Genomic DNA, 21,591 nt, shown 5'->3' with positions numbered 1-21,591 from the left:
GGGCTCTCCGGACTGCGCCGAGATATGGAGCCCGATCGTGCCTTGCGGTGTTGTGTTTGCGGTCCAATGCTCCTAGGCAAAGGCCAAGCACAACGAAAGGAAACGATATGGCACGAGCACCGAACTACGGTCAGGAACGCAAGGAACGCGACCGGCAGAAGGCTGCCAAGAAGGCGGAAAAGCAGGCTGCCAAGGTCGCAGCCAAGGAGCGATCGAAGCCCGAGGGCGAGAGCGAGTCCCAAACCAAAACCGAAACGGCAGAGTGATGATATCCGGGCTGCCAGGCGGGCCGGGCCTCGGTCAAATCCCGCTATGCCTCAGGCAGGCGCCTTGTCGCTGACGAAGACGTTCACTTCACGAGCGGCGGCAATGAAGGCCCGTCTTGCGTTCATGGCCGGCTTGTCGCCGGCCAGCGCATCATGACAGGCTTGCAACGCTTCGCGGTGCTTGGGGCTGCGCTTGCCGGGCCAATTGTTGAGGAGGTAGTCGGAAGCCTCGCGGGCCGTACGCAAGAGCTGATTGCTTCCCGCCGCGCCCTTGACGGTCACGGGTGTGTCAAATCGGTTGTTTTCCATCGCCGCTCTTACGCCATCGGCATTTGCGAAGCGAGACCGAAAGTAGCATTCTTCGCTCATCTGCTCTTTTCGTGATCAATGGCAGCCGATCCTCACTCAAGCGACGACGGCAAATCCACGGGCGCGCAGGCCGCGCCGGTCGTTGCGCAGCGAGGTCACCAGCCGGTCGCGGCTGCCGATGATATGGGCCGAAAGCAGGCGGGCGGCGGTATCGGCATCGCCGGCCCGCACCGCCGACAGAATGGCATGGTGTTCGGCCCAGGCGCGGCCGAGCGCTGCCTCGTCGCGAACCTCGAGCCAGCGGGCGCGCGACAGGCGCGTCATCGCATCGCGAACCGCTCTGAACAGGAACTCGTTGCCTGACAGGCGTGCCAGCTCGATATGAAAATCCCTGCCGACGCGATGCCATTCCTCGCGCGGCGTCTTGTCGTCGCAAGAATCGAGCATCGCCTCGATGATTTCGACGGCACTTCTGTCCTGCAAGGTGCAAGTCAGCCTGACTGCCGCGACCTCGACCGCCTCGCGATAGACGGCGATCTGCTCCAGCTCGGCAAGATTGATTGGCGAGACCGTCCAGCCGCGGCCGTCGCGGCAGATCAGGCCTTCGGTCTCGAGCCGCAGCAACGCAGCCCTGACCGGCGTGCGCGAGGCGCCGAAGCGGCTTTCGACCCAGCGCTCCGTCAGCCGCTCGCCGGGACCAATCTCGAGCCCGAGGATCATCTCGCGAAGCTGCTTTTCGACGTTCTGCATCTGCGACATTGGCGTTCCGTTCAGGTCATTCGTTCCGGCAATCGGGTCACTGGCCGGCGTTGGCCGATCACGCCGGCCTTTGTCGATCATGTTTGAGAGGCCCGCATTGACAGCGACGGGGCTTGCGTTCATGACAGATACCAGGTTGGTATCCCAGATTGGTATCCACAGCAAGTTTCATGCAAGCTGACCGGACAGGACAGACATGCCGCAAGACGCCAACCGCGCCACGCACAACGTCCACTGGCGCCGCAATCTCGCCGTGTGTTTTGCCGGCTCGTTCAGCACGCTTGTAGCGATGACGCTGCTGTTGCCCTTCCTGCCGCTTTACGTCGAGCAGCTGGGCGCCGAGGGCCATGCGGCGATCGTGCAGTGGTCGGGTATCGCCTACGGCGCCACCTTCCTTGCTGCCGCGCTGGTCGCGCCCCTGTGGGGGCGGCTAGGCGACCGCTACGGCCGCAAACTGATGCTGGTGCGAGCCAGTTTCGGCATGGCGCTGTGTATGTCGCTGACCGGCATGGTGCAGACCGTCTGGCAATTGGTGCTCTTGCGCCTGCTGATCGGCTTTGCCGGCGGCTATTCTTCGGGCTCGACCATCCTGGTTGCCATGCAGACGCCGAAGGATCGCTCCGGCTGGGCGCTGGGCGTGCTGTCGGCCGGCATCACGGCCGGTGCCCTGGTCGGTCCGCTGCTTGGCGGCGCGCTGCCGCCGCTGATTGGCATCCGCGCCACATTCCTGCTCGCCGGCGGCGTCATTTTCCTGGCTTTTCTGGCAACCACCTTGCTGATCAAGGAGGCCCCTCGCCCGGTTGCCGCCAAGGCCGCGTCGGAAGAAAAAGTGAAAGACGGCTGGTCGCAGATTCCCGACAAGCGCCCCGTCGTCACCATGCTCGCGACCGGCATGCTGTTGAGTTTCGCCACCATGTCGATCGAGCCGATCATCACCGTCTATGTCCAGCAGCTCATCGAAGATCAGAGCCAGGTCACGCTGGTCTCCGGCATCGTCATGTCCGCGGCAGCGCTCGGCGCCATCCTGTCGGCGTCGCGGCTCGGCAAGCTCGCCGACCGTATCGGCCACTGGAACGTCATCGTTGCCGCACTCGCCGTCTCGGCGCTGCTGCTGATCCCGCAGGCCTTCGTTACCCAGGGCTGGCAACTCGTCGGCCTGCGTTTCCTGATGGGCCTGGCGCTTGGCGGTCTTTTGCCCTGCATCACCAGCGTCATCCGCCACAATGTGCCCGACGGGGTCGGCGGCAACGTGCTGGGCTTGTCGATCTCGGCGCAATATGTCGGGCAGGTCGCCGGACCGTTGCTCGGCGGCTTTGCCGGCGGCCATTTCGGTATGCGCTCGGTGTTTCTCGGCACATCCATTCTGATGGCGGGCGGAGCGGCCTATAACTGGCTGGTCCAGTCGCGCCGCGAACGCGACATGCTGGCGGAAGCCGGCAAATCCTGACACGGTTCGCGGCACTATCTCAGGCGGTCGCCAGGAATCACGGAGGCGTGGACATGAGCACGGATGAACACGCGGCAGACGGCCGCATTCTGGTTTTTGCCGGCGGCCTATGCGGCGCGGCTGGCGTGGCGCTTTCGGCGGCGGCGGCACATCTCGGCGGCGCTTTCGTCGGTACGGCCGCATCCTTCCTGCTCTTGCATGCGCCGGTCTTCCTTGCCGTCGGGCTGCTCGGTGGCAATAGCATCCTGCGAACCGGAAGCCTCATCCTTCTCGTCGGGCTTCTGCTGTTCTCTGGAGATCTTTTGGCCCGCGACTTCCTTGGCTCGCGGCTGTTCCCGATGTCGGCGCCGATCGGCGGCACGTTGCTCATCGGCGGCTGGCTGATGATGGCCGCCTCGGCGCTGGTGCGGCCGCGCCCTTGACGCGGCAGCCAGGTTCGCCGGTTCTGTCAGTCTTGGCGACGTTCGGGCCGGACTTGGCCGTCGCGTTTGGCCGTTTTGACCACACGCCGCCGCTCCGGCCGTTCGGTGGCCGGCGATATGCCCCAATAATTGCGATAGATGTCTTCGAACAGATGCTTGATCGGGTGCATGGCTTAATCTCCTTTTTGAATCGATCCAATCAGCGGGCACAAAAAATAGGCCGCCGATCAGCTCCGCTTGCGTCCTACGAGGAAACGCAGGTCGCGAATCCACGGACCGGTCCTGTCGCGCCCCTTGCGGGCCTCCGCGCTCGAGCGGATGCTCCAGTCGTTCCGGTAAATGTCCTCGAACAGATAATTGACGGGGTGCATCGCACTCTCCTCTTGTATCGATCCAATCTGCGGGTAAAGCCGCTCTTGGATCGATTCAAGAATATGCGTCACAGCATAAATGTCAAGCAAAAATTTGAATCGATCCAAGGAAGATGTTAGGTAATCGGCACTACTGTCGGACAGGAGTCCTGGAGACGAACAAATGACATCACCCACCGAGGGCAGCAGGAGGCCCATCCGGCTGGCGGACATTGCCAAAGCCGCGGGCGTATCGCACGGCACTGCCTCCAATGTCTTCAGCCGTCCCGAAATCGTGCGCGAGGAAGTCCGCGAGCGGGTCAAGGCGGCGGCCGAGGCGCTGGGCTACGCCGGCCCGGATCCCAAGGGCCGCCTGCTGCGCGCCGGCAAGGTCAATGCAATCGGCGTCGCCACAACCGAGCCGCTGTCCTATTTCTTCGACGACCCGTTTGCCCGCGTGATGATGGCCGGCATCTCGGAAGCCTGCGACGCCACCGGCGCGGGGATAGCCCTCGTGTCGGCTGGCAACGAGGAAAAACTTGCCTGGAATATCCAGAGCGCCCTCGTGGACGGCTTCATCCTTTTCTGCATCGAGGGCGGTCCGCGTCTCGTTGAGCTGACGCGCGAACGAAAGCTCCCCTTCGTCGCGCTCGAGCTCGGCTCGCAGGACGAGACGGTCTCGGCGATCAGTATCGACAATGTTGCCGGCGGCCGGCTCGCGGCGCGCCATCTGGCGGAACTTGGACATCGCCGCTTCGCCGTGCTGTCGCTGGCCTTCGCCGACGACAGCACCGGTCTTGTCTCCCCCGAGCAGGTCCGGACCGCGGTCTATACCGGAACCCGTGACCGCCTCCTCGGCTATTTCGAAGAGCTTTCCCGGTTTGGTATCGGCACCGCCAAGGTGCCGGTCTACGAGACCGAAAACGACAAGGCGAGCACAAGGGCTGGTCTCGAAACCATCTTCGCCTCGGCGGAACCGCCGACCGCCATCCTGGCGATGTCGGACCGGATCGCGATGGTGGCATTGGAATGGCTCAACGCACGGGGCATCGCGGTTCCCCGCGATGTTTCCGTCGTCGGCTTCGACGGCGTGCCTGAAGCCGCAACTTGCGAGCCTCCGCTCACCACCATCGCCCAGCCGATCGCCGAGATCGGCCGCCGGGCAGCGCGAAGAATCCTCGACTTCGACGGCACGGTGCGGCGAGAAACGCTCGATGTCGAACTTGTCGTCAGGGCATCTTCCGGACCGCCGCCAAGTACAGGCTGACTGGGGCAGATCGGCTCCAAATCTTACCTATTGGCCGCCATGGGACCGATGCCAAAGGATGGACGGACAGGCGGCGCCTCGTTGCGGACCGGCTTGCCCTTGCCGGACCAGCCGATGGCGGACAGCCACTCCAGATAGAAGGCGAGCGCGAACTGCATGGCGATGCCGGCGGCGAGCAGCAGACTGTCATAGGCAAAGCCGCCCGGGTTGATCAGCTTCATCACCTGCGCCGCCATGGCAATCACCGTGCCGGCAATGAAAACCGGCAGCGAGCGTTTGCCCAATATGGCGAGCGGATTGTCGCGGCCGGTGCGGAACAGGTTCGAGACGACAGGCAAGGCGACGACCAGATAGCTCATCGCCAGGATGTGCAGCAGCCGCGGCAGCGACAGGAACGTCTTGTCGAAACCGGTCAGCACCACCGGCAGGTCGAGCCATGAAACATGCCCCCATAAGGGGCTGTGCACCCAGACGAGCGACGTCAGCACATAGGCGGCCGCCGCGCCGACCAGCCAGCGATTGACCGGGATGGCGCCGCCGCGCCGCACATGCAACACGCTGGCCATGCCGATATTGAACAGCAATTGCCATGACAGCGGATTGAGGAACCAGAAGCCGGGCTCCGGGTAGTTCGGCGGCGCGATCTGGTAGATACCGGCAATCAGCCAAAGGGCTGCGGATACGGCGAGCGCCGCCAGTGGCCGGTAGCTGATGAACAGCAGGAAGGCCGGCGCCATCAACAGCAGGGCCGCATAGACCGGCAGTATGTTGTTGTAACCGAGCTGATGGCCGAGCGTGACGATGCCGACGAGGACTTGCGGCGGGTTCCTGACGAGCGGCTCGATGTTGATCAGGGTCAGAAGGTCCGGCCGTTTCGCAAACACCGCCGCTGCGCAGAAGATAGCCATGACCACCATCGTCGTGACGATGTGGGTGACATAGAGCACGCCGGCGCGGCGCCACATCTTCAGCGTTGCGACCAGCCGGTTTCCCGGCTGGAATTTGGTGCCGTAGGCAAGAGCGACGGACATGCCGGAGATCAGCACGAAGGCCTCGGCCGCATCCGAAAACCCGAAATTCTTGTAGGTCAGGGTTTCGAAAACGGTGCCCGGCACGTGGTCGATGAATATGGTCAGGAGGGCGAGAGCCCGGAACACGTCAATACGCGTATCGCGTTCCGGCGAAACTGGCATGGTCATCGATAAAAGGCCTTAAAGCTGGTTGTTTATGCCCGGCATGCGATCACTCGGGCGACCACCCGGCGCACACTGCTTCGATCCCCCCGCGGGGATTATATGGGCAAAGAAACGGACTGAAATGCGCCCGGTTCAATCAACTTTCGCGGAGCTTGAAAATATTTCGTTTTGAAGCCGGCAAATTAACGAAAGTAACGCGAAATCAAAAGGATGTGACTATGGCCGAGGAGAGCCTCGAAGACGGTATTCTGCAGGAAAATTCAGGCTTTTTCTACCGGCTCCTTCGACCCGCCAACTTACCCGGTGACTGGCTGTTCCTGTTGCATGGATCGGGTGTCGACGAGACGACCTTGCTGCCGCTTGGTCGGCAAATCGCGCCGCATGCTGTGCTGGTTGCGGTCCGTGGCCGCATTCCTCAGGAGGACGGGTTCCGTTGGTTCACGCGAATCACCCCGACGCGATTCGAGCAGGCAAGCATCCGCACGGAGGCGGAGGCATTCGCGGGCTTCGTCGCCGGCGTCGCGAAGCGCCACAGCCTCGATCTCCGTCGCGCGACCTTTCTCGGTTATTCGAACGGCGCCAATTTGGTTTCAAGCGTCATGCTGCTGCATCCGGGCCTCATCGAGCGCGCCGCATTGCTGCGTCCGATGCCGGTGCTCGACGAGGTGCCGCCGGCCGACCTGTCGAAGGCGCGGGCGCTGATCATCGCCGGCGCCGCCGACCTGACCTACGTGCCATTCGCGCCGGTGCTGGCCGCTCTACTGAACTCGCATGGCGCCAAGGTCGAGGCCCACACCGTCGCCTCCGGCCATGAAATTGGCGATCCGGACGCCGACATCGTCAGGCAATGGCTGGCGGATCCTGCGGTCGCCGTTGCAGCGTCGGATCGATGAGCCCCGAAGCTACCCTCGCCCCATGCGGTTCCAGGCGTCCAGCCCGGCGATCTTGTAGGCTTCCGCCAGCGTCGGGTAGTTGAAGGTGTTGTTGACGAAGAAGTCGACTGTGCCGCCGAGATTGATGACCGCCTGGCCGATGTGGATGAGTTCGGTCGCGCCCTCGCCGACAATATGGGCGCCGAGCAGACGGCGTGTTTCGATCGAGAACAGAAGCTTCAGGAAACCGGTGTTGACACCCATGATGTGGCCGCGCGATGTCTCGCGGAACCGCGCCACGCCGACCTCGTAGGCGGCACCGCTCTCGCGCACCTGCTCCTCGGATTGCCCGACGGTGGAGATTTCCGGCACGGCGTAGATGCCGTAGGGAAAGGTTTCGGGCGGGGGCGGCAAGGGCACGCCGAAGGCATGGCAGGCGGCCACCCTGCCCTGCTCCATCGAGGTCGATGCCAGGCTCGGAAAGCCGATGACATCGCCGGCGGCATAGATGTTGGGCGCGCTGGTCTGGAAGGTCTGCGGATCGACCTTGATGCGGCCTCGCGAATCAGCCTCGATGCCGACGGCGTCGAGCCCTAAATTGCCGACATTGCCGGTGCGTCCCGCGGCATAAAGCACGATCTCGGAACGTATGGTGCGGCCGTCGGCCAGCGTCACCTCAGCATAGTCGGGTTTCGAGGCGATCTCCTTGACGGCACTGCCCAATCGGATGGTCATGCCGCGGTCGCGCATCTGATGGATGAAGTCGTCGACGATCTCGCGGTCGACGAAATCCAACATCGTGTTGCGCGGCTCGACCAGTGTCACCGGAACGTCGAGTGCCGAAAAGATTGTCGCATATTCGACGCCGATGACGCCGGCGCCGATCACCGTCAGCGTGCGCGGTAGCCGATCGAGCTCCAGCATCTCGTCGCTGTCGAAGATCCGTGTCTTGTCGAACGGCACGTCGCGCGGCCGGTGCGGCCGGGTGCCGACCGCGATCAGCGCATGGGCGAAGCCAACCTCGCTGTAGTCGCCGGTGTCGGTGGTCAGGCTGACCTTGTTGGGGCCCAGGAATTTTACCGCGGCGCGCGCACTCTTGACCGTGTTGCGCATGAACTGGTGCTGCAGCACCTCGACCTCATGGTCGAGCGTCTTGTGCAGGCGCTCGACCAGATCGCCGACCGAAATGTCCTGCTTGACGCGGTAGCCGCGTCCATAAAAGCCGCGCTCGCGCCAGCCGGAGAGGTTGAGCACCGTCTCGCGCAACGTCTTCGACGGTATGGTCCCGGTATGCACCGAAACGCCGCCGAGACGCCGGCCTCTGTCGACCACCAGCACCGACTTGCCGAGCTTGGCCGACTGCACCGCAGCGCGGCGCCCAGATGGGCCGCTGCCGATGACCAGCATGTCGTAGTCCATGTCGCCCCGTCCCCTCGGCTCGGCGCGCTTTGTTGCGCCGCAGCAAACTAACGCTATCCGCGCCATGAATTCAACAAGTCAGACGGCCCCAGGCACTCCGTCACCATCTACACGGCGGCCAAAGGCTCGATCTTGATTCCGCCGCGAACCTTCACCATTTCACCAAGAAGCGGCCCCGTGCTTAACTCGGGTTCGATTACGAGGAAATGACATGAACGCTCGCGTTCTCGACGGCGAAATCATCACCAGCAGGCTCGAAGATGTCCGCTCTTATGAGGGCGTGCGCACGCGGCGCATTCTCGCTTTCGTCATCGACTATTTCATCGTCGCGCTGCTCACCATTCCATTCGCGATCCTGGTGTTCCTGTTCGGGCTGTTGACGCTCGGCCTCGGCTGGATGCTGTTTTCCATTCTCGTGCCGACCGTCGCCATCCTCTACATCTGGAACACGCTCGGCAGTAAAGACCAGGCCACCACCGGCATGAAGATGATGGGCATCCGGCTCGACCGACTCGACGGCAGCCGCATCGACGGGCTGACCGCCGTCGTGCATTCGGTGCTGTTTTGGGCCGGTAATGTCATCCTTTCGCCGCTGGTCCTGCTGGTGAGCCTGTTTTCCGACCGCAAGCGCACGCTGCACGACCTGCTGCTCGGCACCGTTGTCAGCCGCAGTGGCCGCTGAGCAGACTTTTGAAGCGCGGCCGCAGCCTTTGCGCACAAATGTGAAGACGTCCAATCAACCAGGCTTTCACAATCCTGTTGAATTTTTCGGCGTCCGCGCCAAAGGTAGAGCGATTCGCAGGAGTATTTCCAAGGCTCGATGACGCAGCACCCGACCCAGTCGCCGCAGTTCTTTCTGACCGCGCCCTCGCCATGTCCCTATCTCGAGGGCCAGTTCGAGCGCAAGGTGTTCACACACTTGGTCGGCGACAAGGCCCCCGAGATGAACGATCTGTTGACGCAGGGCGGTTTCAGGCGGTCGCAGAACATCGCCTACAGGCCGGCCTGCGAGACCTGCCGCGCCTGTGTGTCGGTGCGCATCCTGGCGCAGGAATTCACCGCCAGCCGCAACATGAAACGGGTCATACAGCATAATTCGGATCTGGTCGGCGCCATGCACGACGCCGAACCCTCCACCGAACAGTATTCGCTGTTCCGCAGCTATCTCGACGTCCGCCACCGCCGTGGCGGCATGTCTGACATGACCGTGCTCGACTACGCCATGATGGTCGAGGATACCCATGTCGACACCAAGGTCATCGAATACCGTCGCCGCGGACCTGACAGCTTCATTACCGGCAAGGGCCAGGGCGAACTGATCGCCGTGGCGCTTACCGACAAGATGGCCGATGGCCTGTCGATGGTCTATTCCTACTTCAACCCGGACTTCGAGGACCGTTCGCTCGGCACCTTCATGATCCTCGATCACATCGCCCGCGCCAGGGCGATGGGCCTGCCCCATGTCTACCTGGGTTACTGGGTCAACGGCTCGCGCAAGATGAATTATAAGATGCGCTTCCAGCCGCAGGAGCATCTCGGCCCGAAAGGCTGGGAACGCTACAATCACGAAGCGGTTTCGCGCTGATCTTCGCTTTCGGTATTCACTCTTAAATTGTTTCGAGGAGGATGCCGCTGGGCTTCCGGCCGATCGGCTGGGAAACCGGGCGGGTCAATTTTGCGCCTCCAAGCCTACGCGAGAATTGCCGCATGTCTTCCCACAACGACCACCAGAGAGGCCTTCTGATCACCGCCATCGGCGGGCTGACGCTGACCGTCGACATTCCGCTGATCCGGCTCGCCGACGGCGAGGCGTGGACGATCCTGCTGTTGCGCACCGGCACGACCTTCGTCGCCACGCTTATCATCTGGGCCGCCTGGCGATCGCTGAGCGCAAAGGCACCGCAGCTTGTACCGGGCTGGTCAGGGCTCATCGTTGCCGGCCTCTACGGGCTCGGCTCGATCGCCTTCATCACCGGTGTCTACAATACCTCGACAGCCAACCTCGTTTTCATCCTGGCGTTCACAACCATGTTCGCGGCCCTTTTGTCATGGCTGTTCCTGAAGGAGAGGCCACGGCCCCTGACGCTTGCAGCGCTGGCACTTATGATCGTCGGCGTGACGATCATTGTCGGCGATTCCGTTGGAACCGGACATCTCTTCGGCGACCTGATGGCGCTATGCTCGGCTTTCATGATCGCCGCGGCCATCACCATGTCGCGCGCCAGCGGCAAGGATATGGGTTTCACGGCGCTGATCGGAGTGGTCCTGCCGCTGGCCGTCGCCACCCTGATGGTTTCCAAGGTGGGTTTTCACGTCAACGCGCCATGGTGGATCGTCTTCAACGGTGCCGTCATCATGCCGATCTCGTTCTTCTGCCTCGCCAACGGCCCGAAATACATCTCCGGGCCGGAGGTGGCGATGTTCTACCTGCTTGAAACCGTGCTGGCGCCGGTCTGGGTGTGGATGATCTTCGCCGAAACACCGACGCGCAACAGCCTGATCGGCGGCGCGATCCTCATCATGACCTTGATCGGCCATTCGCTCTGGCAGTTGCACGACGGGCGCAAGCGCCGCGCCACGTTCGCCGTCAGTCACCCGGCCTGATTCTTTTTCGCGGCGGCGCGTTCGGCAACAATTTCAATCTGCGGCGGTGCATCTTCCTGCTCCGCCGGTTCGGCGGCAGCGAGTTCATCGGTCAGTTCCACCTCGCGCAGCCATTCGCGCCAGATTGCGACCAGCAGGGCCATCAGCACCGGGCCGATGAACAGGCCGAGAAAACCCATTGTCTTGACGCCGCCGATCAGGCCGAAAAAGGTTGGCAGGAAGGGCAGCTTTATCGGCCCGCCGACCAGCTTCGGGCGCAATGTCTTGTCGACGATGAAGAGTTCGACCGCGCCCCAGACGAACAGCGCCAGCCCCGCCATCGGCGAGCCGCTGGCGGCGAGATAGATCGAGACCAGCGTGAACGACAGCGGCGCGCCGCCGGGGATAAGCGCCATGATGCCGGTCAGCGCGCCGAGCGTCACCGGCGACGGTACGCCGGCCAACCAGTAAGCGATGCCCAGCACCAGTCCTTCGCCGATGGCGATAACGGTCATACCGGTAACCGTCGACGAGATCGTCGCCGGCACCACGCGTGAGATCCGTTCCCATCGGGCCGGCAGGATGCGTTCGCCGAGGCGATCGACCTGCCCGGCGAAATGCTCGCCGTCGCGATAGGCAAAGAACAATGCGATCATCATGAACAGCAGCGTCAGCAAAAGTCCGAAGGCGCTGCCGCCGGCGGCAAGCGCGCCGCGATAGATGCTGCCGATATTGGCGCCGCTGATCAGCTGGATCAGTTCGCCGATACCGCCTGGATGGCCAACGTTGACCGTCCACTGTTCATTGAGCCATTCGCCTACGACAGGCAGCGTGGCGATCCAGTGCGGCGTCGGCGCGCCGTAGCGGTTGGTCTCGATAGCCCAGCCGACCCATTCGCGCACCTCGTTGATGGCGTAGGTGCCGGCAAGCGCGATCGGCACCACCAGGAAGGTCAGGATGAACAGGATCGCAAGCGTAGCGGCAATCGTGCGGTTGCCGCCGACGCCTGCGAGCAGCCGCCGATAGAGCGGCCAACTGGCGAAAGCGATAACCAGGGCGGCAAGGACCGGGAACAGGAAGCCGTGGAAAAAATATACGCCGGCGGCGACGATCAGCACCAGGAGCCAGCGCGCCGCCGACAGCGGTGGAATGACAGCGGCCCTGAGCGGCGTCGACAGGCCAAACAGACGCTGTTGCCGCTCCGGCTTCTGGATCCTGATTTCCTTCAAGCGCCCAATTCTCCCTAGCCCATCGCATCGCTTATGCACTGATATAGTGCAGCAATCGTGACGACATTCCAAATGTTCGGGTGGCGCTGCTAATCTCCCCCCTTGAGGGGGAGATGTCGCCGAAGGCGACAGAGGGGGTCGGGACGTCCTGACGCGACCTTACCACGAACAAAGCAGGCTGGCGCTTCATGCGCGGGGACCCCCTCTGGCCTGCCGGCCATCTCCCCCTCGAGGGGGGAGATTACCGCTTCACCCGAACTTGCCAGTCCTCGGGAAACCCTTCGGCACCATGCGGCCGGCCGAGGCGCGGGCGCCGATCCATTCGGCAAGCTCGTCACGCGATTTGGTGAAGGTGCGGTCTGCCGAATCCTGCCAGGACAGGCCGCTTGCCAGCGTGAAGGTCTTGAGGTCGAGGACACCGCCATCCTTGTATTTCTGCAGGCGCACGCCCTTGCCGCGTCCCATCTCGGGGATCTCGGCCAGCGGGAACACCAGCATCTTGCGGTTCTCGCCGACAATGGCGAGATGGTCGCCGGCGACGCTCACACAGCGCTGGGCTTCGTCGGGCGCCTTGACGTTCATCACCTGCTTGCCCTTGCGGGTGTTGGCGACGACTTCTTCTTCCGGCACGATGAAACCGTTGCCGTCATGCGACACCAGCAGCAGCTTGCGCTTGGGATCATGGACGAAAGCGGTGACGATATCCTGGTCGTTGTCCATGTCGACGATGATGCGGATCGGCTCGCCGTGGCCACGCCCACCCGGCAGCCGGTCGGCGCCGATCGTGTAGAACTTGCCGCCGGTGGTGAAGACCAGCACCTTGTCGGTCGTCTGGGCGTGGAAGGCGAGCTTGAGGCTGTCGCCTTCCTTGAAGGTCAGGGCCGAATGGTCGGTCAGATGACCTTTCATGGCCCTCAGCCAGCCCTTTTCCGAAACGACCACGGTGACCGGCTCGCGCTCGATCATGGCGTGGGCGATATCGGTCAGGTCATGCTCGGGTGCGTCGGCGAACTCGGTGCGGCGCTTGCCGATCTCGGTGTCGGGCCCGTATTTCTGGCGAACGTTGGCGACTTCCCACTTGATCGTCGCCCACTGCTTGGCGTCGGACGCAAGCAGTGCCTCGATCTGCTTCTTCTCCCCGGTCAGGCCATTGAATTCCTCGCGGATTTCGAATTCCTCGAGCTTGCGCAGCGCCCTCAGCCGCATGTTGAGGATAGCTTCAGCCTGGGTGTCGGTCAGTGACCAGCGCGCCATCATCACCTGCTTGGGCTCGTCCTCCTCGCGGATGATCCTGATCACCTCGTCGATGTTGAGGTAGGCGATCAAATAGCCGGCGAGGATCTCCAGCCGCCTTTCGATCTCGCCGAGGCGGTGCTTGGAGCGGCGGATCAGGACGTCGCGGCGGTGCTCCAGCCATTCCTTGAGCACACCTTTCAGCGACAGCACGTTCGGCACCTTGCCGCGCGACAACACGTTCATGTTGAGCGGAAAGCGGCTTTCGAGCTCGGTCAGCTTGAACAGCGATTCCATCATGATGCCGGGATCGACCGAGCGGCTCTTCGGCACCAGCACGACGCGGATGTCCTCGGCGCTCTCGTCGCGGATGTCCTCGAGCAGCGGCAGCTTACGCGCCATCAAGAGCTCGGCGATCTTTTCGATCAGCCTGGCCTTCTGGACGCCATAGGGGATTTCGGTGACGACTATGTTCCAGGTGCCCCTGCCCTGGTCCTCCTGGCTCCATTTCGCCCTGACGCGAAAGCCGCCTCGACCCGTTTCGTAGGCTTCGAGGATCGAGGCTCGGCTGTCGACGATGATGCCGCCGGTCGGGAAATCCGGACCTTGCACGAAATCCATCAGCTTGGTGACGGGCGCATCCGGATGATCAATCAGGTGAAGCGCGGCGTCGCAGAGCTCGGCCGCATTGTGCGGCGGGATCGAGGTCGCCATGCCGACGGCGATGCCGGACGAGCCGTTGGCGAGCAGGTTCGGGAAGGCGCCGGGCAGCACGGCCGGCTCCTCGTCTTCCTCGTTGTAGGTCGGGCGGAAATCGACGGCGTCCTCGGTGATGCCTTCCAAAAGCAGCGTCGACACTTCGGTCATGCGCGCTTCGGTGTAGCGCATGGCGGCGGCATTATCGCCGTCGATATTGCCGAAATTGCCCTGCCCGTCGACCAGCGGGTAGCGCATCGAAAAATCCTGCGCCAACCGCACCAACGCGTCGTAGATCGACTGGTCGCCATGCGGATGGAATTTGCCCATCACCTCGCCGACAATGCGGGCGCATTTGGCAAAGCCCTGGTCGGGGTTAAGCCGCAACAAGCGCATGGCATGCATGATGCGACGATGCACCGGCTTCAGCCCGTCGCGCACGTCCGGCAGTGCCCGGTGCATGATGGTCGACAGCGCGTAGGCGAGATAGCGCTCTTCCAGCGCCTTCTTCAGATCGACCGGCTCAATATTATCGCCGCCGCCAGTTTCAGGCGGCAAAAGCCTTTTTCCCATGGGCTGGCACTAGCCGAGCGGGTGATTCGCGGCAAGAGGCACACCGGTATGCGTGCTCCTAAAGCGCATCGCGTTCGACCGGCCCATGCGACGCTTTAGGCCCTTGTTTTGATGCATGTCGTTACCGCAAAACCGTTGCGCGACATCCATTATGCAACAGGAATTGGAAGCGTCGCGACGCCGGCCAACATCAATCCGTTACATCCTGCTTCTATCGCAAGGCTGATGGATCGGGTTTGCCTTTGGCCGCGATTTTCGACCATTGTGCCGAGGCCCGCCTTTTTCCGGTCCAGTTCGTCACCGAATGGTGACGACGCGACGATTTGAAAAGAATTTCAGGACACTCTCAGGGGAGCTCTCGATGACGATCAGACACTCGACACTTATTAAGAGACTGGCTTTTTCGACCTTTTTGCTGACGCTGCCGCTGAATGCGGCGTTCGCGCAGGATACCGCGGTCGCCGACCGGCTGAAGGCTGCCCTCGCCGCGCAGGGTGTCGACCTCTCCTGGACCGGAGTAACCGGCGACACCTCCAGCATGGTTCTGCAAGGCGTAGCGGTCAAACCGGCGGCCGAAAAGGAGGCGCTCAAGATCGGCGACGTCAAGCTCGAAGGTGTGACCGAAGCCAGTGGCGGCTATCAAATCGCGACCGTATCGACGTCGCCGTTCGAACACAGCGAAGATGGCGTCACGCTCAATCTCAGCCCCTTCGTCATCCATGACATGACGGTTCCGGCCGAAGGCGCAACCGGTCCGCTGGGCTCGCTGATGATGTACAAATCGGCCGAGCTCGACAACATGACAGTCAAAGTGGCTGACAAAACTGCTTTCTCGATGGACGGGCTTGCCATCGCAATCACGCCGCCGGCCGACGGCAAGGCCATGGCGTTTTCCGGCACTACGGAAAAATTCGCTGCCGACCTGACCCTGGTCGAAGATCCGAAATCCAAGGAAGTCATCAACGCACTCGGCTACCAGAACATAACAGGCAATCTTGAGATGGAAGGCACCTGGCAGCCTACCGACGGCAGGATGGACTTGTCGAAATACGAAATATCGGTCGACAATGCCGGCACGCTCGGCATGACCTTCGATCTCGGCGGCTACACGCTGGACGTCATCAAATCACTGCAGGAGATGCAGAAGAAGATGGCAGCGCAGCCCGAAGGCGCGGACAATTCGGCGCAAGGCATGGCCATGCTCGGGCTGCTGCAGCAGCTTTCGTTCAACAGCGCCTCGATCCGCTTCGACGACGATTCGTTGACCAAAAAGGTGCTCGATTATGCCGGCAAGCAGCAAGGCATGTCCGGCAAGGACATCGCCAACCAGGCCAAGGCGATCGTGCCCTTCGGCATGGCGCAGCTCAACAATCCGGAACTGACCGCGCAGGTTTCGGCCGCGGTCAACAAGTTCCTCGACGATCCGCAAAGCATCGAGGTCTCGGCCGAGCCGCCGGCAGCGGTGCCGTTCGCGCTGATCATGGCGGGCGCCATGTCCAACCCGCTCGACCTGCCGAAAACGCTCGGCGTGACGGTTACGGCAAACGAAGACTGACCGAGACAGGCTTCAAGCAAAAAGCCCGGCAGCGATGCCGGGCTTTTTTATGAATCAACAGCACCGGTTCGGAGCGTTTTCTAAACCTCTTTCTTCGTCGCCACCACCCGCAGCGACAATTCGCGAAGCTGCTGCGGGCTGGCTTCCGACGGCGCGCTCATCAACAGGTCGTAGGCCTGCTGGTTCATCGGGAACATAGTCACTTCGCGCAGGTTCCTGGCGCCGACCAGAAGCATGACGACGCGGTCGATGCCGGCCGCCATGCCGCCATGCGGCGGCGCGCCATACTGGAAGGCGCGATAAAGGCCGCCGAAGCGCTCTTCGACCGTCGCGCGGTCCAGCCCGACGGTTTCGAACGCCTTGACCATGGTTTCGGGCAGATGGTTGCGGATGCCGCCGGAGGCGATCTCGAAACCGTTACAGACCATGTCGTACTGGAACGCCTTGATGCCGAGCAGATCCTCGCCGTTAAGCGCATCGATGCCGCCTTGTGGCATCGAGAAAGGATTGTGCGCGAAGTCGATCTTCTTCTCCTCCTCGTTCCATTCGAAGAACGGGAAGTCGACGATCCAGCACAATTCGAAGCGGTCGCGGTCGACAAGATTGAGCTCCTCGCCGGCGCGGGTGCGCGCCGCTCCCGCGAAGGAGACGAACTTCTTCGGATCACCGGCGACGAAGAAGGCGGCATCGCCATCGGCGAGGCCGAGTTGTTGTCGGATCGCCTCGGTGCGCTCCTCGCCGATGTTCTTGGCCAGCGGCCCGGCGCCTTCAAGCTTCTCGCCCTCCTTGCGCCAGAAGATGTAGCCGAGGCCGGGCTGGCCCTCGCCTTGCGCCCATGAGTTCATGCGGTCGCAGAAGGCGCGCGACCCGCCGGTCTTGGCCGGAATGGCCCAGACCTCGGCCTTCGGATCGTTGGCAAGGATGTTGGCAAATACCTTGAAGCCAGAGCCGCGAAAATGATCCGAGACGGCCTGCATCTCGATCGGGTTGCGCAGGTCCGGCTTGTCGGTGCCGTATTTGCGCATGGCGACATCATAGGCAATGCGCGGAAACTTCTCCGTCACCGGCTTGCCGGCGGCAAAGGTCTCGAACACCCCCCGCATCACCGGCTCCATGGTGGTGAACACATCCTCCTGCTCGACGAAGCTCATCTCAACGTCGAGCTGGTAGAATTCACCCGGCAGACGGTCGGCGCGCGGGTCCTCGTCGCGGAAGCACGGCGCAATCTGGAAGTAGCGGTCGAAGCCGGACACCATGATCAGCTGCTTATATATCTGCGGTGCCTGCGGCAGCGCATAGAAAGTGCCGGGGTGGATGCGCGACGGCACCAGAAAGTCGCGCGCCCCTTCCGGCGACGAGGCGGTCAGGATCGGCGTCGAGAATTCGGTGAAGCCGACCTCGCCCATCAGCTTGCGCATCTCGGCGATGATTTTGGTGCGCGCGACGATGTTCTTGTGCAGGGTATCGCGGCGCAGGTCGAGGAAGCGGTATTTGAGGCGGATGTCCTCTGGGTAATCCGGCTCGCCGAAGACCGGCAGGGGCAATTCCCTGGCGGCCGACAGTACCTCGATCTCGCGCGCGAAGACTTCGATCTCGCCGGTTGGCAAATTAGGGTTCACGGTGTCGGCGAGGCGCGCCTTGACCTCGCCGTCGACGCGGACGACCCATTCGCCGCGCAGGGTCTCGGCAATCTTGAAGGCGGGCGAATCCGGATCGGCGACGATCTGGGTCAGGCCGTAATGGTCGCGCAAATCGATGAACAGCAGGCCGCCATGGTCGCGCACGCGATGCACCCAGCCCGACAAGCGAACGGTCGAGCCGACGTCGAGCTTCCTCAATTGGGCACAGGTATGGCTGCGGTAACGATGCATTGTCATTCTTAAAGTCCGGATGTTGGGTTGCGGCCAAGGCATGATGGCCCAGCCTGAAAATTTGCGCGAAAAGCACATGAGAGGGTGCATTTGTCAAGGCAAGCGGCGGCTGGGTAGCATCTCCGGTTCGGCCTTCAGGGTTGAAGCCTTTGGCGCATTGCTGCAAAAAGTGTTTCTTGCGACGATCTCTTCGTCAAACGATTTGGAGACCCTTGATGCCAGAACGCACGCCCCCACCCGGCGTTGGGCCTCTTTGTCGCCGCCAGACGAAATTACGCCACCTCATCCCTTGACCCCGCCCGCGGTGAGGCCGGAAATGATCTTGCGCTGGAAGATGAGAACGAGGACGACGAGCGGCACGGTGACGATCACCGATGCGGCCATGATGTTGCCCCACGGGATCTCGAACTGCGAGCTGCCGGAGAGCAGCGCGATCGCCACCGGCACGGTTCGCTGCTCGTTGCTGGAGGTAAACGTCAGGGCGAACAGGAACTCGTTCCAAGCACCGATGAAGGCGAGGAGCCCGGTGGTCGCCAGCGCCGGCCACATGAGCGGCAGGAAGACGCGGCTGATGATGATCCAGGGCGTGGCGCCATCGAGGATCGCCGCTTCCTCCAACTCGATCGGCAGGTCGCGAACGAAGGCGGTGAGCACCCAGACGGTGAACGGCAAGGTGAAGATCATGTAGGACAAGATCAGCGCGAACGGCGAATTGTAGAGGCCGAAGGTGCGGATCAGCTCGAAAAGACCGGCCAGCACCGCCAATTGCGGGAACATCGAAACGGACAGGATAGTGAGGAGCAGAGCCGAGCGGCCGCGGAAGCGGATGCGCGCCAGCGCATAGGCAGCGGTGACGCCCAGGAACAGCGAAATGACGACAACGGCGCTCGAGATGAAAAGCGAGTTCACGAGGTTGCGCAGGAAGGTCCCCTCGGTGAACACGGTCCTGTAGTTGCTGAAGGTAATCGTCTTCGGCCAATAGTCGATCTGGAAGAGCGCCGTCCCCGATTTCAGGCTGGTGATGATGGCGTAGTAGAACGGGAACACCGCGACGACGACGATAACGGCGACGAGGAGGTAGAAAGCCGTGCGCTTGACGATCCACATGGTCAGTAGTCCCCCATGATCAATAGTCCCCCATGGTCAATAGTCCTTGTCCAGTCTTATCCGGCCGAGCCAAAGAACGAGCATGGTCAGCAGAGCGAGGATAAGGAAGAGAAGCGTCGAGGCGGCGGAACCGGAAGCGAACTTGTCGAACTCAAACAGGCTCTCGCGGGCAAACACCGACATCGACTTGGTGTGTATGTTGTTTGGCGTAAGCACGTAGATCAGATCGAAGATGCGCAGGGCATCGAGACCGCGAAAGATCATGGCCACCATCAACGCCGGTCGGATGAGCGGCAAAGTGATCTTCCAGAAAATTCTCCACGCGCCGACGCCGTCGAGCTTGGCGACCTCGTAGATTTCTTGTGGAAGCATCTGGAGGCCGGCGAGAATGAGAAGCGCCATGAAGGGGGTCGCCTTCCAGATGTCGACAACAAGGACGGCGACCATCGCCGTGTCGGCGCTGGCCGTCCAAGCGATCTTGGTGCTGATCAGGCCGAGCTTGAGCAGGACGTCGTTGATGATGCCGAACTGGTCGTTGAGCATCCACTGCCACATTTTCGCCGAGACGATCGTCGGGATCGCCCAAGGGATGAGGATCGCGGCGCGCACGATGCCGCGGCCGCGAAACCTGGCGTTGAGCACCAGCGCGACGATCATGCCGAGCACCGTCTCGCAGGTCACCGAAATCACTGCGAAGCGCACCGTGTTCCAGACGGCGCGCCACCAGACCGGATCGGCGAGCAGCCCGTCATAGACGACGCGGCCGCTCGGCATTTGCACGACGGAGAAATAGTTGGCGAAACCAACCCAGCGGCGGGCTTCGAGGTCCGCGAGCGAGGCATCGGTGAAGCCGAAATAGATCGTGCGCATCAACGGCCAGCCGGCAACGGCGGCGAGCACGATGAGCATCGGAGCAAGCAGCAGCCATGCCGAGCGCACACGCTGACGCGCCAGCAGCGAGCCTGAGCGCGGCGAGGTCACCAGGCGGTGCCCTTGAGCCTGGTCAAGGAGAACTCCAGATCGGCAAGGTTGTCGGCGGCTGTGCCCTCGCCGGAAATAGTGTTGTGGACGGCGGTCCAGAACTCGCTCGATGCCTCATTGTACCGGCTCTTGGCTTGGGCCGAGGGACGCGGCACCGCGTTGAGGACGACTTCCTTCCAGCGCGGAATCACCGGCTGGGCGCTGGCGATGTCGGCATCGTCATAGAGTGCCTGGATGGTCGGCAGATATGCCCCCTTCAAGGCGCGGTACTTCTGCATCTGAGGCGAGGCGATCCATTTGACCAGCTCGATCGCTGCATCCGGGTTCTTCGAATATTTGGAAACCGCGAGATTCCAGCCGCCAAGCGTTGCTGCCGAGCGCGCGCCCTCACCCGACCCCGGCGGCAGCGTCGTCACCTCGAACTTACCTTTGATGGGGGAGCTTTCGCTGTTGCCAAGCGCGTAGGCGTAGGGCCAGTTGCGCATGAAGACGGCGTTGCCGGTCTGCCAGACGCCGCGCGACTCTTCTTCCTGGTAGGCCAGAACGCCGGGCGGCGAGATGGTTCCCACCCAGCTCCTCGCCATTTCCAGCGCCGCGGTTGCTTGCGGATTGTTGATGGAGATCGTGCCGTCCGGCTCGATAATCTGGCCGCCGCCGTTCGACTTCACCCATTCGAGTGCATCGCAGGTCAGCCCCTCATAGGCGTTGCCCTGGAAAACGAAACCCCACATGTCCTTGTTGCCGGCCGCGCGCTCCTTATCCATGACAAACTTGGCGGTGTCGGCAAGCTCGGCCCAGCTGGCCGGGACCCTGGCGCCGTATTTGTCGAGGAGATCCTTGCGGTAGTAGAGCGCCGGAGCGTCGGTGAATATCGGCAAGGCGACGAGCTTGCCGTCCACGGTCTGCGATTTGATGATCGATCGGAAATGGGCGCCAACGACATCCTTGGTCGCTTCGGTCAGGTCGATGAACTGCCTTGCAAGCTGGGGAGCCCAGATGATGTCCGTCTGATAGACGTCGACGTCGCTGCTTCCGGCGGCAAGCCAGAGCCGGTATTGGCCAAACTGGTCCGTCGCCGAGGGAGGCAGCGGAACGACGCTAACCTTGTTGCCGGTCTTCTTCTCGTATTGATCGAGGATCTCGCGAAGGATTCTCTGGCCGTTGCCGGTATCTCCGGACACCATGGCGAGGTCGACAGCCCGCGCCGGCCCGGCCGCCAGAACTGCGGCCAGGGCAAATGCCGCAAATGCGGAATGAAATTTCATGATGGCGGACCTCCCTTTGGAGCTTCAGGCCGGGCAGCAGAAACGACGTCGATGCTGACACCGTCTCCGCGCACCGGCGGCTCACAAGACGCGTATTCGCCCACCAGCACTGAACTACAAAGATACGCCTTGGTTCCCAACACGGAGGGTCCGGCGCCACGCGGTAGCGCAAGTTCTCCCGCGGTAATGCA

At 62.4% G+C, this 21,591-nt stretch carries 21 protein-coding genes; 9 read left to right on the top strand and 12 right to left on the bottom strand.

From position 1 onward, the window contains the following. Positions 1–107: 107 nt before the first annotated feature. A complete protein-coding gene (locus NKH04_RS15930; RefSeq protein WP_254817539.1) occupies positions 108–266 on the top strand; it encodes a hypothetical protein in 159 nt (52 codons plus the stop codon). A gap of 51 nt (positions 267–317) precedes the next feature. Here NKH04_RS15930 and NKH04_RS15925 read toward each other — a convergent pair whose 3' ends face one another. Next, positions 318–575, bottom strand: coding sequence for a DUF982 domain-containing protein (locus tag NKH04_RS15925; protein WP_023674477.1), 258 nt, complete (start codon positions 573–575; stop codon positions 318–320). A 96-nt stretch (positions 576–671) separates the two neighbouring features. After that, on the bottom strand, positions 672–1,334 hold the full coding sequence (locus tag NKH04_RS15920; protein WP_352472024.1) for a GntR family transcriptional regulator: 663 nt from the start codon (positions 1,332–1,334) through the stop codon (positions 672–674). A 196-nt stretch (positions 1,335–1,530) separates the two neighbouring features. On the opposite strand from NKH04_RS15920, the gene NKH04_RS15915 reads away from it, so the two are divergent. Continuing rightward, positions 1,531–2,781 (top strand): multidrug efflux MFS transporter, encoded by a 1,251-nt coding sequence (locus NKH04_RS15915; RefSeq protein ID WP_353044530.1) that lies wholly within the window; start codon positions 1,531–1,533, stop codon positions 2,779–2,781. Between the two features lie 53 nt (positions 2,782–2,834). Next, entirely contained in the window at positions 2,835–3,203 is a 369-nt protein-coding gene (locus NKH04_RS15910; RefSeq protein WP_353044529.1) for a DUF423 domain-containing protein, read from the top strand. A gap of 26 nt (positions 3,204–3,229) precedes the next feature. On the opposite strand, the gene NKH04_RS15905 is transcribed toward NKH04_RS15910, so the two are convergent. Together NKH04_RS15905 and NKH04_RS15900 are read right to left on the bottom strand one after the other, a co-directional pair. Then, positions 3,230–3,373: a hypothetical protein gene (locus NKH04_RS15905; RefSeq protein ID WP_352472029.1), complete on the bottom strand. Its 144-nt coding sequence runs from the start codon at positions 3,371–3,373 to the stop codon at positions 3,230–3,232. Between the two features lie 57 nt (positions 3,374–3,430). Further along, a complete protein-coding gene (locus tag NKH04_RS15900; protein WP_352472030.1) occupies positions 3,431–3,574 on the bottom strand; it encodes a hypothetical protein in 144 nt (47 codons plus the stop codon). 163 nt (positions 3,575–3,737) lie between these two features. Between NKH04_RS15900 and NKH04_RS15895 the strand changes: the two genes are divergently transcribed. Beyond that, positions 3,738–4,820, top strand: coding sequence for a LacI family DNA-binding transcriptional regulator (locus NKH04_RS15895; protein ID WP_352918865.1), 1,083 nt, complete (start codon positions 3,738–3,740; stop codon positions 4,818–4,820). Between the two features lie 23 nt (positions 4,821–4,843). On the opposite strand, the gene NKH04_RS15890 is transcribed toward NKH04_RS15895, so the two are convergent. Next, entirely contained in the window at positions 4,844–6,019 is a 1,176-nt protein-coding gene (locus NKH04_RS15890; protein WP_353044528.1) for an OpgC family protein, read from the bottom strand. 215 nt (positions 6,020–6,234) lie between these two features. Here NKH04_RS15890 and NKH04_RS15885 point away from each other — a divergent pair, with 215 nt between their 5' ends. Then, positions 6,235–6,909, top strand: a complete 675-nt coding sequence (locus tag NKH04_RS15885) for an alpha/beta hydrolase (protein ID WP_352918869.1) — start codon at positions 6,235–6,237, stop codon at positions 6,907–6,909. A gap of 9 nt (positions 6,910–6,918) precedes the next feature. On the opposite strand, the gene sthA is transcribed toward NKH04_RS15885, so the two are convergent. Next, positions 6,919–8,307 (bottom strand): Si-specific NAD(P)(+) transhydrogenase, encoded by a 1,389-nt coding sequence (gene sthA / locus NKH04_RS15880; RefSeq protein ID WP_352472033.1) that lies wholly within the window; start codon positions 8,305–8,307, stop codon positions 6,919–6,921. A 211-nt stretch (positions 8,308–8,518) separates the two neighbouring features. On the opposite strand from sthA, the gene NKH04_RS15875 reads away from it, so the two are divergent. From NKH04_RS15875 to NKH04_RS15865, 3 genes are all read left to right on the top strand, one after another. Then, positions 8,519–8,989 (top strand): RDD family protein, encoded by a 471-nt coding sequence (locus NKH04_RS15875; RefSeq protein WP_352472034.1) that lies wholly within the window; start codon positions 8,519–8,521, stop codon positions 8,987–8,989. Between the two features lie 138 nt (positions 8,990–9,127). Then, a complete protein-coding gene (locus tag NKH04_RS15870) occupies positions 9,128–9,892 on the top strand; it encodes an arginyltransferase (protein WP_352472035.1) in 765 nt (254 codons plus the stop codon). A 122-nt stretch (positions 9,893–10,014) separates the two neighbouring features. Further along, entirely contained in the window at positions 10,015–10,911 is an 897-nt protein-coding gene (locus NKH04_RS15865; protein WP_353044527.1) for a DMT family transporter, read from the top strand. On the opposite strand, the gene NKH04_RS15860 is transcribed toward NKH04_RS15865, so the two are convergent. Then, positions 10,899–12,119: an AI-2E family transporter gene (locus tag NKH04_RS15860; RefSeq protein WP_352542394.1), complete on the bottom strand. Its 1,221-nt coding sequence runs from the start codon at positions 12,117–12,119 to the stop codon at positions 10,899–10,901. The genes NKH04_RS15865 and NKH04_RS15860 overlap by 13 nt on opposite strands. 249 nt (positions 12,120–12,368) lie before the next feature. Next, entirely contained in the window at positions 12,369–14,621 is a 2,253-nt protein-coding gene (gene parC / locus NKH04_RS15855) for a DNA topoisomerase IV subunit A (RefSeq protein ID WP_352449279.1), read from the bottom strand. 361 nt (positions 14,622–14,982) lie between these two features. On the opposite strand from parC, the gene NKH04_RS15850 reads away from it, so the two are divergent. After that, positions 14,983–16,176, top strand: a complete 1,194-nt coding sequence (locus tag NKH04_RS15850; RefSeq protein WP_352542389.1) for an aq_1923 C-terminal domain — start codon at positions 14,983–14,985, stop codon at positions 16,174–16,176. 80 nt (positions 16,177–16,256) lie between these two features. Here the strand turns inward: NKH04_RS15850 and aspS are convergent, their stop codons facing one another. The 4 genes from aspS to NKH04_RS15830 all read right to left on the bottom strand — a co-directional run bounded on the left by aspS (position 16,257) and on the right by NKH04_RS15830 (position 21,400). Then, positions 16,257–18,047 carry an aspartate--tRNA ligase gene (gene aspS / locus NKH04_RS15845; RefSeq protein ID WP_353044583.1) on the bottom strand — a complete coding sequence of 597 codons (1,791 nt, stop codon included), beginning with the start codon at positions 18,045–18,047 and terminating at the stop codon, positions 16,257–16,259. Between the two features lie 282 nt (positions 18,048–18,329). Beyond that, positions 18,330–19,154, bottom strand: coding sequence for a carbohydrate ABC transporter permease (locus NKH04_RS15840; protein WP_352996491.1), 825 nt, complete (start codon positions 19,152–19,154; stop codon positions 18,330–18,332). Between the two features lie 36 nt (positions 19,155–19,190). After that, on the bottom strand, positions 19,191–20,063 hold the full coding sequence (locus tag NKH04_RS15835; RefSeq protein WP_352472057.1) for a carbohydrate ABC transporter permease: 873 nt from the start codon (positions 20,061–20,063) through the stop codon (positions 19,191–19,193). Positions 20,064–20,131: 68 nt separating this feature from the next. Then, the gene (locus tag NKH04_RS15830) at positions 20,132–21,400 is read right to left on the bottom strand and encodes an ABC transporter substrate-binding protein (protein ID WP_353044526.1); all 1,269 of its coding nucleotides are present in this window, start codon (positions 21,398–21,400) and stop codon (positions 20,132–20,134) included. Positions 21,401–21,591 lie beyond the last annotated feature (191 nt).

The organism is Mesorhizobium sp. M1365 (assembly GCF_040317865.1).
GTDB lineage: Bacteria > Pseudomonadota > Alphaproteobacteria > Rhizobiales > Rhizobiaceae > Mesorhizobium.
Note: the sequence above shows the minus strand (reverse complement) of the source record. Positions and strands in the feature narration are given on the sequence as shown.